Origin of the sequence: Paenibacillus xanthanilyticus (genome assembly GCF_042682185.1) — a bacterium.
Classification (GTDB): domain Bacteria; phylum Bacillota; class Bacilli; order Paenibacillales; family Paenibacillaceae; genus Paenibacillus_Z; species Paenibacillus_Z xanthanilyticus.
On sequence record NZ_JBHUHA010000001.1, the window covers coordinates 3,915,463 to 3,928,295 of the forward strand.

Genomic DNA, 12,833 nt, shown 5'->3' on the forward strand with positions numbered 1-12,833 from the left:
ATTATCTCATACTCCTTACCCGCGGTACCAGCCGAGCGGCTCGACCTGTAGGTTCGTATTGATCTGCTTTACTTCCGTATAGGCTTCATAGCCGAAGGTGCCGAGCTCGCGGCCGATGCCGCTCTGCTTGTAGCCGCCCCATGGCGCTTCGTTATAAGTCGGGTGATACGTATTGATCCACGTGATGCCGGCGCGGAGCTTGCGGGCGACCCGCTGCGCCTTCGCGCCATTGTTCGTGAACACCGCCCCCGCCAGACCGTAGATGGAGTCGTTCGCCAAACGGATCGCTTCCGCCTCGTCCTTGAACGTCTGCACGACGAGCACCGGTCCGAAAATCTCTTCCCGCACGATGCGCATATCCGGCGTCGTATCCGCGAATATCGTCGGCTCCATGAAAAAGCCGCCCGCGTACTTGCCTTCCGTCAGCCGGTTGCCGCCGCACACGAGACGCGCGCCTTCCGCCTTGCCGATCTCCACGTAGTCCAGCACCTTGCGAAGATGCGCCTCGGAGACGAGCGGGCCCATCTCGGTGTCGTCGGCAAGTCCCTCGCCGACGACGATCGCCTTCGTCCGCTCCGTCAGCCGTTCCATGAACCGGTCGTAGATGCTCTCCTCGAGCAGCAGTCGCGAGCCCGCCGCGCAGATCTGGCCTTGCCCCGCGAAAATCGCGAACATCGCGTATTCGACCGCCGTCTCGAAATCCGCGTCGGCGAACACGATGTTCGGCGATTTGCCGCCGAGCTCGAGCGAAATTTTCTTCATGTTGCCCGCGGCGGCCCGCATGATGCTGCGGCCGGTCGCCGTCCCGCCGGTGAAGGCGATTTTGTCGACCTGATCGCTCTCCGCCAGTTCATGGCCGACCGTCGCGCCCGCGCCCAGCACGAGATTCGCCACGCCCGCCGGGAAGCCCGCGCGCTCGATGAGACCGAACAGCTTCACGGCCGTCGCCGGAGTGATCTCCGCCGGCTTGAAGACGACGGTGTTGCCGGCCGCCAGCGCCGGCGCCAGCTTCCACGCGGCCATGAGCAGCGGATAGTTCCACGGCACGATCTGGCCGCAGACGCCGATCGGCTCGCGCACGACGATCGCCTGCATCGGATCGGCAACCTCGTACGTCTGGCCGTGCGGCTTCGTCGCATGTCCCGCGTAGTAACGGAAGCAGGCCACCGCGTCGTTCACGTCGCCCTGCGCTTCGCGCAGCGGCTTGCCGCTGTCGAGCACCTCGAGCCGCGCGAATTCGTCCTTCTCCGCTTCCAGCAGCCGGGCCAGCTCGAAGAGGAGACGCGCCCTTTCCGCCGCCGGCGTCGTGCTCCACTCGCCCTCGTCGAAGGCGGATCGCGCCGCCGCGATCGCGCGTCGCGCGTCGTCCGCGTTCCCTTCGGCCGCCGCGGCGATGACCGCGCCGCTGGCCGGATTGACGATCTCCCGGGTTTCGCCCGACAAGGCGTCCACCCACTGGCCGTCGATATACATTTGCAGTTGTTCGCTCATAGTTGGCTCCTCCTGCTCCCATGGTTTGGTGATGACCGCCCTCTTCTCGCGAAGGAAGCGGCTAGTAAGGCACGGCGCGCAACACGCTCGCCCTTCCTCCGGGCCGGCTACTTGCCGCCCATCGGCTGCTGCTGCGTAATGCAGTGGATATTGCCGCCCCCGAGGGCGATTTCGCGCGTATTCACCTGCACGACCTCGCGGTCCGGGAACAGCGCCCGGATTTGCGCGAGCGCCTCGCCGTCGCGCGGATCGTCGAACGCCGGGATCACGACGCCGCCGTTGCAAATATAGAAATTCACGTACGTCGCGGCGAAGCACGTCCCCGTCGCCCGGCTGTAGCTGCGGCGAGCCCGATCGATCCGGCGCGCCTCCTCGTCCGAGATCGTGAGCGGCGACGGAATGTGGATGCGGTGAATGTCCAGCTTTCGCCCGCGCGCGTCAACCGCTTCGCTCAGCGTCTTGTACGCCGCCTGCAGCACCTCGTACTGCGGATCGGCGGGATCGTCGGTCCAGCTCATCGCCACGACGCCCGGGCGGATGAACGCGGCGACCTCGTCGATATGGCCGTCCGTCTCGTCGAACAGCATGCCGTCCTTGATCCAGATGATCTTCTCGATGTTCAGGTATTCCCGCAGCAGCTCTTCCACCTGTTCCCTCGTCATGTCGGGGTTGCGGTTCGGGTTGAGCAGGCATTGCTCGGTCGTCAGCAGCGTCCCTTCCCCGTCGACGTGAATGGCGCCGCCTTCGAGAATGAAATGCTGGGCGTCGTAACGGTCCTTGTATTCCAGCTCCAATACCTTCTGTTTCACGAGCATATCTTGATCCCACGGGAAGTATAGGCCGCCCTGCAGGCCGCCCCAGGCGTTGAAGCCCCAGTCGACGCCCCGCACGTCGCCGGCGTCGTTCTTCACGAACGTCGGGCCGACGTCGCGCATCCATGCGTCGTTGGAGGACATCTCCACGACGCGGATCGGATCGGGGAAAATGGCCCGCACATGCTCATACTGCGAGGAGCCGACGCCGACCGTCACGGGCTCGAACTTGGAGATGGCCAGTGCCACCTCCACGAACGCGTCCTGCGCCGGCTTGGCGCCGAGGCGCCATGTATCGGTTCTCGTCGGCCACAGCATCCAAGTGCCGCGATGGGATTCATATTCGGCCGGCATCCGGTAGCCGTCCTGTCTGGGTGTGCTGTTGATCGTTCTTGGCATGCGGCTTCACCTCGGAGAAAATTAAGCTTGCGTTTGCGCGAGCACCTTGCGGAACGTCGCGATGACGCGGTCGACTTCGTCCATGGCGATCGTGAGCGGCGGCTCGATCCGGATCGTCTTGGAATTGATGAGCGTGCCCGCCACGAGAATGCCCTCGTCGAACATCCCCTTCGACACCTCGTAGCCGACCTCGTCGCGATGAAACTCGATGCCGATCATAAGGCCGATGCCGCGAATTTCCATCACCTTGTCTTCCTGACCCACGGCCGCTTCGCGCAGGCCGTTCAGGAAGTAGCGGCCGACTTCGTCCGCGCGCGCCGGCAGATTCTCTTCCAACAGCACGTCGATCGTCGCGATCGCCGCCGCGCAGGCGAGCGGGTTGCCGCCGAACGTCGTCGTGTGCATGAACGGGTTCGGGAAGAAGCTCTTGAACACGCGCTCGTTGGCGACGACCGCGCCGGCCGGCATGACGCCGCCGCCGAACGCTTTGGCCAGACAGAGAATGTCCGGCGTCACGCCGTACACTTCCGAAGCGAACATGCGGCCCGTGCGGCCCATGCCCGTCTGCACTTCATCGAACACAAGCAGCGCCCCGTACTCATCGCACAGCTCGCGCACCTCGCGAAGATAGTTCGGCGGGGGAAGAATAATGCCGCCTTCTCCTTGCACCGGCTCGAGCAGCACGGCCGCGACGTCTTCGCCGACCATGGCGCACGTCTCGAACGTCTTGCGCATCATCTCGATGTCGCCGAACGGGATGTGGCGGAAGCCCGGGATGAGCGGCAGGAACGGCTTGCGGAACATGCCTTTGGCCGTGCCGGAGAGCGAACCCAAGCTCTTGCCGTGGAAGGCGCGCGTCGTGGAGATGATCGTCGTGCGCTCGCTGTACATTTTGACCAGCTTCAATGCCGCCTCGACGCTCTCCGTGCCGCTGTTCGTGAAGAACGAATATTTCAGGTCGCCCGGCGTAATGCGCTCGAGAATCTTGGCGAGCATGGCGCGCAGCGGATCGAGCAGGTCCTGGCTGTGCAGCGCCTGGCGCTTCAGCTGGTTCTCGACCGCGGCCACGACCTTCGGATGCCGGTGGCCGACGTTATAGATGCCGAAACCGCCGAGACAATCGATGTACTCCTTGCCGCTGACGTCCTTGAAGCAGGAGCCTTCGTCCGACCACTCGACCGCCGCGAATTGTCCGCCTTGCGTCACCGTCTTGCGGTATTCGAGGAAGCCCGGGTTCACGTTCTCGCGGAAGCCGTCGACGGTCTCCTTCGTAATCCACGCCGCCTCTTCCGGGGTCACTTCCTTCTTCGCGATCAAGCCCAGCACTTTCTTGATATACGATTTCGTCTCTTCCTCGCCGCCGCGCTGTTCCGTTACTTTCGTATGATCGATAGCCATATGATTGCCTCCTTGAGTTTGTTATCCGGGGGAAAATGGTAAAATGCCTTAGCTCCGCGAATCGCGCGTCATCAGCATGCCGTACGTCTCCGGCCGGCGGTCGCGCATGAACTGCAGCAGGTTGCGGGCAAAATCGATTTCGCCGAGCTCGACCTTCTGGATGAGGATGCCTTCCTCGTCGTCCAGCGATTGCACGATATCGCCCATCGGGCTGCTGACGAACGAGCCGCCGTAGAACGTCATGTCGTCCTCGCGGCCGACGCGGTTGACCGCGGCGATGAACACGCCGTTGTGGATGCCGTGCGCAGAGATCGCCTTCTCCCATGTCCGCCGCGTCGACAGCTCGGGATGATCCGGCTCGGAGCCGATGGCCGAAGGAAAGAACAGAATCTCCGCGCCTTGCAGCGCCAGAATGCGGGCCGTCTCCGGGAACCATTCGTCCCAGCAGATGCCGATGCCGATCGTGCCGAACGCCGTCTTGTAGACCGGGTAGCCGGTGTTGCCGGGGATAAAATAATACTTTTCGTGGTACTGCGGCCCGTCGGGAATATGGTTTTTGCGCGTCGTCCCGAGGCAGGCGCCGTCCGCGTCGTAGACGGCGGCGCTGTTGTAATAGAGGCCCCGGCCGGCCTTCTCGTAATACGGCACGATGAGCACGACGCCGAGCTTGCCGGCCAGCTCGCCCATCGTTCGCAGCACGTCGCTGTCCGGCGATTCCGCCAGCTCGTAGCCGCGCGGGGTGACGCGCTGCGCGACGTAAGGATTCGCGAACAGCTCCTGGAGACAGATGATTTGCGCGCCTTTGGCCGCAGCCTCCTCGATATGCGCGATCGTGCGCCGGACGTTGAGGGCGGCGTCGGGGTCGCAGGAAAGTTGGATGAGGGCGAGGGTCACATCGGATTGATGCATCGGCAGCAGCTCCTTTTATATAAATTGAATGAACGTCAGTCATTTTGGAATAAATGACGGCCTTAAAGGCCGTTCATGCGGACAAATGGCGTAATCAATGGCTGCTGCGACAACGGTTCCACCACGCCGGAAGCTCCGCACCTTGCCTTCCGACACCGCGGTTACTTGGGCGCCCTCGGCGTCAATCGGATGTCCGGCGCGTGCTGCGACGGTCCGCCATGGCGGCCATGTCCGCCGAGGTACGCCGCGGCCATTCCGGGGAACGGGCAGCTCCCGCTACTTCGCCGGCGCCATCGAACGCTTCAGGAACTGGAATACCTCGTGCTGGGATTCCTCGCGCGTAATGTCCTGGTCGCGGCCGATGAAGAACCGCTCCGCGGCGTTCTCGACCATGTTGACGATCATTTTGGCCGTCCAGCCGACGTTGAGCTCGCCGATGATTTCGCCATTGCCGATCGCCCGCTTCAGCTCGTCCTCGAACCATTCGTAATACGGCTTGTAGATCGTCTCCCAAATTTCCATCGAGTGATCGATCGCAAGGCCCGAATACACCAGCACGATGACGTCCTTGTACTCGTCGGTGATGTTGTAGATCTCGTCGATGAACGTCTGCAGGAACTCCATGAAGTTCGCGCGGTCCTTCGTCTTCTCCTTGCTCTTCTCGAGCGTGATCGAGATCAGGTTCTGGGCGATGGCCGGGATGAGCGCGTTCTTGGACCGGAAATACAGATAGAACGTCCCCTGCGCGACGCCGGCTTTCTTGACGATATCCGAGATGGACGTGCTGTACAGTCCCTTCTCCGAAATAATCTCGATCGCCGCCTGCAAAATGGCATTATACTTGTCGTTTACGGTAGTCGCTGACACGAATCGCCCTCCAATGACTGACTATCATTCATTTTTGCTTGTGAGTTTTATCATAGCGCAGCCTCGAAAACGGCGCAACCCTTATTTTCGCCCTACATGTCACCTTATGTGACACCCAATCCTAAAATTCCGCTTGAAAGATGAAAAATGAGCGTTGTATACTAGGTCGCATAAAGCCAATATGTGGTTAGGGAGTGATTTCATCCTTCTTCGCGGAAGGAATTATGACGGGTACCGCTTACAAAATCATATTAACGTCTGCGCTCGGCAGACAAGGAGGCATGGTATGCACGGAGAGACAACGACACTCAAACGCTCGCTTAGCATGTGGCAGCTCATTCTTCTGGGCCTCGGTTTCATGACCCCGATGGTTGTATTCGACACGTTCGGCATCGCGTCGGAAGAGACGGGCGGACACGTCCCGGCCTCGTACGTCATCGCGCTGGTCGCGCTGCTGTTCACGGCTGGGAGCTACGCCTTCATGATCAAAGCCTTCCCGAACGCCGGATCGGCCTACACGTATACCCAGAAGGCGTTCCACCCGAACCTGGGCTTCATGGTCGGCTGGCTCGCGCTGATGGATTACATGTTCCTCCCGATGGTCAACGCGCTCATCGCCCAAATCTACATGACATCTTGGTTCCCGAACGCGCCATCCTGGATTTTCGTCGTCATCTTCGTCGTGCTCGTCACCGCCATTAATCTGCTCTCCGTCAAGGGGACCGCCAATATGAACAGCTATCTCGTGCTGTTCCAGATCGGCATGGTGATCGTGTTCGTCGGCATCTCCGTCTGGGCCTTGCTGAGCGGCAAAGGCGTCGGTTCGCTGTGGTATCCGGACGCGTTCGTCTCCGGCGATATCGAAACCTCGACGCTCATCTCCGGCGCGACGCTGCTGTGCTTCTCGTACTTAGGCTTCGACGCCGTCGCGGGCTTCGCCGAAGAGACGAGCAACCCGACGCGGACGATACCGCGCGCCCTCTTCCTGACCGCGCTCGTCGGCGGATTCATGTTCATCGTCGCCTCCTATTTCGCGCAGGCGTTGTTTCCGAACGTATCGGATTTCAACGATCCCGAGGCATCCACGCCGGAAATGGCGGTTTATTTGGGCGGCGTCGTCTTCAAAGCGATTTTCCTGACCGCCGGATTCGCCGGCACGATCGCATCGGCGATCTCCTCGCAGGCGAGCGTATCCCGTCTGATGTACGCCATGGGCCGCGACCGGATGCTGCCGACCCGCTGGTTCCGTCATCTCTCTCCACGCACCCACACGCCGGTATTCAACACGCTGTTCGTGGGCGCCGTGTCGCTAACCGCCGTCTTCTTCAGTCTGGATACGGCCACGTCGTTCATCAATTTCGGTGCGTTAACCGCGTTCACGTTCGTGAATCTGTCGGTCATCGCCCATTATGTCGTCCGCCGCCGAATGATCCGCGGCGCCAAGGAAGTGCTCTCCTATCTGATCATTCCGATTATCGGAGCCGCGTCCATGATCGTCCTGTGGGTCAACCTGGATATGCACTCCATCTATCTCGGCATCAGCTGGGCCGTCGTCGGGTTCATTTGCCTGATTTACTCGACCAAAGGATTCCGCATCCTGCCGGCCGACTTGAATTTGTCCGGTTCGGCGAAAATCGACGAATCCATGTAAAGCCCATTGTCATGACATGGGCGAAAGGCGTAACTTCCTCGTTTCCGTCGGTTCGGCGCAGCCGTCCATAGCACAGACTATGAATGATAGTCATTCATTATGTCGGTCGGCACGGAACAAAGTGAATGAACGTCATTCATTTTATTGCGCACGAACATGGCGTTTCCCCTGTTTGTCTCCCCCGCTGGTTGTTCGCCATCCATGTGTGCGCGGCTGCCAGGCCGTCGCTTGCCGGCACACGCCAACAACCTCCCGTTTGCTACGAAACGGGAGGGTTTTGCATGCAAGCGCTAGCGATCGGCGGCCCACGGCAATAGGCGAAGTATTACGGACGGAACGAGGAGAACAGCTGCCTCGCGGCACGTCCGATTGCCGTTGACTTCGTTCGCGCCTACACCATTTTCGGCCGCCGCAGCTCGAACGGGACTTTACCTTCGATCGTCGTCTCGATTTCGATCTCCGCCATCCGCAGCGCGTCCATCGGCTTGAGCATCGTATGCAGCTCGAACGGGTCGGCGAATTTGCCGGCCAGCCATTGTTCGATGTGTTCCTCTTCGAGAATCGCCGGCATCGTCCGTTGATAAGGGGATACGAGACCGTTCGCCTGCGTCGTCATCAGCGTGCATGTGCGCAGCTCCTCGCCGGAGTTCGAGCGGAAGACGTCATACAGACCGGCAATGGCGAAAGACCCGCTGCGCATCGTCATTTTGGCGCGAACGGTCTCCTTGCCCTCGGTCTTGGTCACATAGAAGCCGGTGCACGGCACGATGCAGCGCTGCTTCTTGAGGATGCGGTCGAAGATCGGCTTCCACAGCATCGTGCGCGTCTCCATCAGCACGGAATCCTTGGCCCAATACGGCAGCAGCCCCCAGCGGAAATCATCCAGCAGGCGCCCTTGATACGGGTGGTCGAAGATGGCGGATACCGTCTCGGTCGGACTAATTTGCAGACGGTTCGCATTATAGGTGAGTACCTTTTCAATCTGGTATCGCTGCTCGAGTTCCGCTCGTTCGGCCGTTATGGCAATCGCTTCGCACATCCTTAGTACTCCTCGCTTTGATGGTTTTGGTTGATTTGGTTATTATTTACCAAACAATTCTCATTCATGTGCGAATATGCCTAAATAACGGTATACTAGTAAAGGTACTTACTTTACATACCCATATTTGAAGGGAGCGCTTAATAATGGCTGTATCGGAACAAAACATGGCGAAGTACGCCGAGCTGATCGTCAGAACCGGCGTGAACGTGCAGCAAGGGCAGGACGTATTCGTCACGACGACGATCGAGATGGCGCCGCTGGCGCGTCTCGTGGCTGCTTCGGCATATGAGGCTGGCGCGCGCAACGTGCACATCGACTGGACGGACGATACGCTCTCGCGCCTGAAATACGAGAAAGCGGCGGACGACGTGTTCACCGTATTCCCCGACTGGGAGAAAGACAAGCGGATGTCGTTCGTCGAGAGCGGCGCGGCGTTCATCGCCATCGTCTCCTCCAACCCGGACCTGCTGAAGGGCATCGACCCGCAGCGCATCGCGAACTTCCAGAAGGCGTCCGGTACGGCGCTCGCGGGCTACCGTCAAGCGGTGCAATCGGACAAAGTGCCTTGGACGGTCGTCGCGGCCGCCAACAAAGACTGGGCGGTCAAAGTGTTCCCGAACGCCGGCTCGCCGGACGAAGCGGTCGACCAGCTGTGGGACGCGATCTTCTCCTCCGTGCGTCTGCACGCCGAAGATCCGGTGGCGGCTTGGGCGGCGCATAACGACAACCTGCATCAGAAAGCGGATTACCTGAATGCGAAACGCTACAAGAAGCTCCATTACCGCGCGCCGGGCACCGATCTGACGGTCGAGCTGCCGGAGAAGCATCTGTGGCTTGGGGCGAGCAGCACCGATCCAAAGGGCAACGCGTTCATGGCGAACATGCCGACCGAGGAAGTGTTCACGGTGCCGTTCAAGGACGGCACGGAGGGCTACGTCTCCAGCACGAAGCCGCTCAGCTACGCGGGCAACATTATCGACGGCTTCAAGCTGACGTTCGAGAAAGGCCGCATCGTGAAGGTCGAAGCCCGTCAAGGCCAAGAGATTCTGCAGCAGCTCGTCGATACGGACGAAGGCTCGCATTATCTTGGCGAAGTCGCGCTCGTGCCGCACCAGTCGCCGATCTCGCAATCGAACATCCTGTTCTACAACACGCTGTTCGACGAGAATGCCTCGAACCACTTCGCCATCGGCAGCGGCTACGCGTTCAACCTCCAGGGCGGCAAGCAAATGAGCCGCGAGGAGCTGGCCGAGTACGGCGTCAACAACAGCATCACGCACGTCGATTTCATGGTCGGTTCGGCCGAGATGGACATCGACGGCATTACCGAAGACGGCACGGTCGAGCCGATCTTCCGCAGCGGCAACTGGGCGTTCTAATCGCCGCAGCACGAATAGCGCCCCTGCCGAGCCTGGTTGGCTTGGCAGGGGCGCTATTTCATTTGAAGGCCGCTTCAAGTACGCCTGCGTTCCTTTAGGATACGATTTATAAATGTCGTTTATTGTTAATCACGCTAGATATCCCCGTGCTTGACCTTCGCCATCGACGCCAACCGGCCGAACCGCTCGATCATCGCGGCATAACAAGCCTGATCGATCTCGAAGCCGCCGGATAGCTTGACCTCAATCCGGTCGGCATTGGCCCCGTATTTCCCCGTCGACAGGAAATAACGGATCGCCAGCTGTTCTTTGCGTATGCGCAGCGTCTCGACGCTCATCTCGAAATCCTCGGGAAACCTCGATGTCAATTCGATTCGAGCCGCGACGTTCCCCTCCTTCAGCCTGCGGACGAACGAGTCGAACTCCCGCAGCGTGAACCACACGTTGCTGCCCCGCCCCGTGAATTTGTGATCCTTGATCTCGATCGCGCAGGATATGCTCGGCAGCTCGCCGGGAACGTACTTCTCCAGCAGAAAAGATATGGTCGATTCGCCGTCGGCGGAGACAATGCGAAAATCATATCCTTGGTTTACATCCGACACTAACTCATCCCCCGCTTTCAGGTCCGTTTCTTCCAGCTTAAAACAATCCGGCCAAATAAGAAACAGCCTCCGCGCAAAAAACGCCGCCGGCGGCGTAAATTCCTCTATTTTCGCTAATCCCGCGCGCGATTCAACGCAAGGGCGAACGCAAAATGCCCCGCTCGGTGCGTCAGCGCGATCTCCCCGCCGTGCAGCGCGGCGATTTGCCTCGCAATAGACAAGCCCAGGCCGGACCCCTCCCGGTTGGCCGCGCCCGAACGGGCTTCGTCCGCCTTGTAGAACCGTTCGAACAGCTTCCGTTCCTGCTCCTCGGTAATCGGCTCGCCCTCGTTCTCGACGACGATGCGCATCCGCTTCGGCTCGGCCGTCAGCATGACGCGCACCTCGCCCGGCACAACCGAGAACTTGAGCGCGTTCATGAGCAGATTATCGATCGCCCGCACGATTTTCTCCGGATCGACGTCCGCGGGCACGCTCTCGGCCGGCAAGCTTGTCTGAAGGGTCAGCCCCCGCTCGATCGCGAGCGGCTCGTATTCGGTCAGCAGCTGGCCGAGCAGCGCCTTCATATCCACGCGCCGGATATCGAGCCGAATATCGCCCGAAGACAGCCGCGTGTAGTCGAACAGGTCATCGATCAGCTTCTTCAGCTGGAGCGTCTTGTTATACGTATTTTGCACGAACCGGTCATGCTCGGCCTCGTCCCGGTAGGACCGGCTCCGCAGCAGATCCAGGTAGCCGATAATGCTCGTCAGCGGCGTGCGCAGATCGTGCGAGACGCCTGTGATCAGCTCCATCTTCGCCCGCTCCGTCTGCCGCTCCTGGCGAAGCTGGCGCTCCAGCTGCTCCGCCATCGCATTGATATTGCCGGCGATTAACCCCAGCTCGTCCTTGCCGCGCGTGTTCAGCCGCACGGACAGATTGCCTTTGGCCAGCTCGCCCAAGCTTGCGTTGATGAGCTGGAACCGCCGCATTTTGCGATAGTTCAGCAGATAGAAGGTGATGACGAAGAACAGGACGAACAGCACCATGTTGCGGCCGCTCTGCGGGACGTAGAAGTAGCCGTCCTTCCCGTGCAGCCGGCCTTGGATGACGAGGACGACCTCTTCCCCCTGCCACGTGGTCGGCTCGATCTGCACGTACGGCATGCCTTCGTACGGATCATGCGCGTTGCCCGCCCGCTCGTACAGCTGTTCCATGTTCAGACGATCCTTGTTGTTCGCTTCCTCCGAGCGGAAGCGAACCGTGCCGTCCGCATCCGCGACGTACACCGCGTATTGGCCGCCGCCGGCTTCCTCCACCGCCGCCCGCATCGAGAATTCGTTCACGCGCCCGGGCACCTCGTCCCGCAGCCAGGCCAGGCGGTTATCCATCTCCTCGATGCTCGCTTCGTAGCTCGTGTAGGGAACTTTGTGCGCCGCGCGGAACAGCACGTCGATCTGCATGACGGCCAGCGTGCTCACCAGCAGGCTGAGGGCGAAGGTGACGACAAGGTGGATGCGCAGCGAGAACGGACGTTTATTCAATGCGGTACCCCACTCCCCAGACCGTCTTGATGTAGAGCGGCTCTCTCGGATTACGCTCGAGCTTCTCGCGGAGATTGCGGATATGCACCATGACCGTGTTGTCCGAGTAGCCCGTCTGCTCCTTCCACACGCTCTGATAGATGCGGTCCGCGCTGAATACATGCCCCCGATGGCTGGCGAGCAGCTGCAGAATGCCGAACTCGATCGGCGTCAGCGCCACCTCCCGGTCGCCGGAGGTTACGCGGTGGCGGTCGACATCCACGATCAGATCGCCGATGATCAGGCGCGTCTCCTCCTGCTTCCGTGCACGCAGCCGCTCCATCCGGCGCAGCTGCGCCTTCACCCTGGCCAACAGCTCGAGCGGGTTGAACGGCTTCGTGACGTAATCGTCGGCGCCCGTCGTCAGCCCCGTGATTTTATCCAAGTCCTCGCCCTTCGCGGACAGCATGATGACCGGCACGTCCCATTGCTCGCGAATGCGCAGGCACGTCTTAATTCCGTCCAGCACCGGCATCATCACGTCCAGAATGACGAGGTCCACGGCCTCCTGCCGCAGCAGCTCCAGCGCCTGCAGTCCATCCGCCGCCTCCAGCACCCGATAGCCCTCGTTGCGCAAATAAATATGAATGACGTCCCGGATCTCCGGATCGTCGTCCGTCACCAGCACGGTGAAGCTTGTTTGACTCATCGCCTTCTCGCCGCCTTCAATCATTAAGTCTGTCAACGATTCATGCCGTTATACGTATACGACGCCCCTGCC

At 60.6% G+C, this 12,833-nt stretch carries 11 protein-coding genes; 2 read left to right on the forward strand and 9 right to left on the reverse strand.

Going from position 1 to position 12,833, the window contains the following annotated elements; translation table 11 throughout:
- Positions 1–15: 15 nt before the first annotated feature.
- The 5 genes from ACFSKT_RS16845 to ACFSKT_RS16865 all read right to left on the reverse strand — a co-directional run bounded on the left by ACFSKT_RS16845 (position 16) and on the right by ACFSKT_RS16865 (position 5,876).
- Positions 16–1,491, reverse strand: a complete 1,476-nt coding sequence (locus tag ACFSKT_RS16845) for an aldehyde dehydrogenase family protein (protein ID WP_377717254.1) — start codon at positions 1,489–1,491, stop codon at positions 16–18.
- A gap of 107 nt (positions 1,492–1,598) precedes the next feature.
- Positions 1,599–2,702 carry an agmatine deiminase gene (gene aguA, locus ACFSKT_RS16850; RefSeq protein ID WP_377717256.1) on the reverse strand — a complete coding sequence of 368 codons (1,104 nt, stop codon included), beginning with the start codon at positions 2,700–2,702 and terminating at the stop codon, positions 1,599–1,601.
- 21 nt (positions 2,703–2,723) lie between these two features.
- Positions 2,724–4,100, reverse strand: coding sequence for a putrescine aminotransferase (locus tag ACFSKT_RS16855; protein ID WP_377717257.1), 1,377 nt, complete (start codon positions 4,098–4,100; stop codon positions 2,724–2,726).
- A gap of 48 nt (positions 4,101–4,148) precedes the next feature.
- Entirely contained in the window at positions 4,149–5,009 is an 861-nt protein-coding gene (locus ACFSKT_RS16860) for a carbon-nitrogen hydrolase (RefSeq protein ID WP_377717258.1), read from the reverse strand.
- 276 nt (positions 5,010–5,285) lie between these two features.
- The gene (locus ACFSKT_RS16865; protein ID WP_377717259.1) at positions 5,286–5,876 is read right to left on the reverse strand and encodes a TetR/AcrR family transcriptional regulator; all 591 of its coding nucleotides are present in this window, start codon (positions 5,874–5,876) and stop codon (positions 5,286–5,288) included.
- A gap of 286 nt (positions 5,877–6,162) precedes the next feature.
- Here ACFSKT_RS16865 and ACFSKT_RS16870 point away from each other — a divergent pair, with 286 nt between their 5' ends.
- Complete coding sequence (locus tag ACFSKT_RS16870) at positions 6,163–7,527, forward strand: APC family permease (protein WP_377717260.1); 1,365 nt, start codon at positions 6,163–6,165, stop codon at positions 7,525–7,527.
- Positions 7,528–7,918: 391 nt separating this feature from the next.
- On the opposite strand, the gene ACFSKT_RS16875 is transcribed toward ACFSKT_RS16870, so the two are convergent.
- Positions 7,919–8,566: an SOS response-associated peptidase gene (locus ACFSKT_RS16875; RefSeq protein ID WP_377717262.1), complete on the reverse strand. Its 648-nt coding sequence runs from the start codon at positions 8,564–8,566 to the stop codon at positions 7,919–7,921.
- Between the two features lie 146 nt (positions 8,567–8,712).
- On the opposite strand from ACFSKT_RS16875, the gene ACFSKT_RS16880 reads away from it, so the two are divergent.
- Positions 8,713–9,948, forward strand: coding sequence for an aminopeptidase (locus ACFSKT_RS16880; RefSeq protein WP_377717264.1), 1,236 nt, complete (start codon positions 8,713–8,715; stop codon positions 9,946–9,948).
- Between the two features lie 134 nt (positions 9,949–10,082).
- Here ACFSKT_RS16880 and ACFSKT_RS16885 read toward each other — a convergent pair whose 3' ends face one another.
- From ACFSKT_RS16885 to ACFSKT_RS16895, 3 genes are all read right to left on the reverse strand, one after another.
- A complete protein-coding gene (locus ACFSKT_RS16885) occupies positions 10,083–10,550 on the reverse strand; it encodes a hypothetical protein (RefSeq protein ID WP_377717265.1) in 468 nt (155 codons plus the stop codon).
- Between the two features lie 113 nt (positions 10,551–10,663).
- On the reverse strand, positions 10,664–12,073 hold the full coding sequence (locus ACFSKT_RS16890) for a sensor histidine kinase (RefSeq protein ID WP_377717267.1): 1,410 nt from the start codon (positions 12,071–12,073) through the stop codon (positions 10,664–10,666).
- The gene (locus ACFSKT_RS16895) at positions 12,066–12,761 is read right to left on the reverse strand and encodes a response regulator (protein WP_377717268.1); all 696 of its coding nucleotides are present in this window, start codon (positions 12,759–12,761) and stop codon (positions 12,066–12,068) included. Before ACFSKT_RS16895 ends, ACFSKT_RS16890 begins: the two co-directional genes overlap by 8 nt.
- Positions 12,762–12,833: the final 72 nt, after the last annotated feature.

What these genes read in the sequence shown, in the direction of transcription:
- ACFSKT_RS16870 (WP_377717260.1), top strand. Translation starts at nt 6,163, where the DNA reads ATGCACGGAGAGACAACGACACTCAAACGCTCGCTTAGCATGTGGCAG.
- ACFSKT_RS16845 (WP_377717254.1), bottom strand. Translation starts at nt 1,491, where the DNA reads ATGAGCGAACAACTGCAAATGTATATCGACGGCCAGTGGGTGGACGCC.
- ACFSKT_RS16860 (WP_377717258.1), bottom strand. Translation starts at nt 5,009, where the DNA reads ATGCATCAATCCGATGTGACCCTCGCCCTCATCCAACTTTCCTGCGAC.
- ACFSKT_RS16855 (WP_377717257.1), bottom strand. Translation starts at nt 4,100, where the DNA reads ATGGCTATCGATCATACGAAAGTAACGGAACAGCGCGGCGGCGAGGAA.
- ACFSKT_RS16895 (WP_377717268.1), bottom strand. Translation starts at nt 12,761, where the DNA reads ATGAGTCAAACAAGCTTCACCGTGCTGGTGACGGACGACGATCCGGAG.
- ACFSKT_RS16880 (WP_377717264.1), top strand. Translation starts at nt 8,713, where the DNA reads ATGGCTGTATCGGAACAAAACATGGCGAAGTACGCCGAGCTGATCGTC.
- aguA (WP_377717256.1), bottom strand. Translation starts at nt 2,702, where the DNA reads ATGCCAAGAACGATCAACAGCACACCCAGACAGGACGGCTACCGGATG.
- ACFSKT_RS16875 (WP_377717262.1), bottom strand. Translation starts at nt 8,566, where the DNA reads ATGTGCGAAGCGATTGCCATAACGGCCGAACGAGCGGAACTCGAGCAG.